The 629-nt window shown below is 66.0% G+C and carries 1 protein-coding gene; it reads left to right on the top strand.

From position 1 onward, the window contains the following. Positions 1 to 629: condensation domain-containing protein (locus CAG00_RS27365; RefSeq protein ID WP_256579172.1), on the top strand; the 629-nt coding region annotated here is incomplete at both ends.

The raw sequence follows: 629 nt of genomic DNA, 5'->3' as shown, positions 1-629 counted from the left end.
TGCCGGCTACAGCCAGGGCCAGGTGCCGCAGTTGCCGCCCTTGCCGATCCAGTACGCGGACTTTGCCGTGTGGCAGCGCAACTGGATGGAGGCCGGCGAGCAGGCGCGGCAGCTGGCCTACTGGACCGAACAATTGGGTGATGAGCAACCGGTGCTGGAGCTGCCGTTGGACCATCCGCGCCCGGCTGTACCGAGCCACCAAGGCGCGCGTTGGCCGATTGAGCTGGGCAATGAGCTGGCGGCCAACCTCAAGCGCGTTGCCCAGCAGCAGGGCGTGACGCCGTTCATGCTGTTGCTGGCCAGCTTCCAGACCTTGCTGCATCGCTACTCGGGCCAGGCCGACATCCGCGTCGGCGTGCCCACGGCCAACCGCAACCGGGTCGAGACCGAGCGCCTGATCGGTTTCTTCGTCAACACCCAGGTGCTGCGTGCCGAGTTCGATATGCAGCTGACGTTCGGCGAGCTGCTGCAACAGGTGCGCCAGCGCACGTTGGGCGCGCAGGCCCACCAGGACCTGCCATTCGAGCAACTGGTCGAAGCCTTGCAGCCTGAGCGCAACCTTGGGCACAACCCGTTGTTCCAGGTGCTGTACAACCACCAGACCGAGCTCAAGGGCAGCCAGCACCGCT

This window comes from Pseudomonas sp. B5(2017), from assembly GCF_002112825.1.
Classification (GTDB): Bacteria; Pseudomonadota; Gammaproteobacteria; order Pseudomonadales; family Pseudomonadaceae; genus Aquipseudomonas; species Aquipseudomonas putida_Z.
The sequence above is the reverse complement of the archived record's forward strand: the minus strand, read 5'-3'. Positions and strand labels throughout refer to the sequence as shown.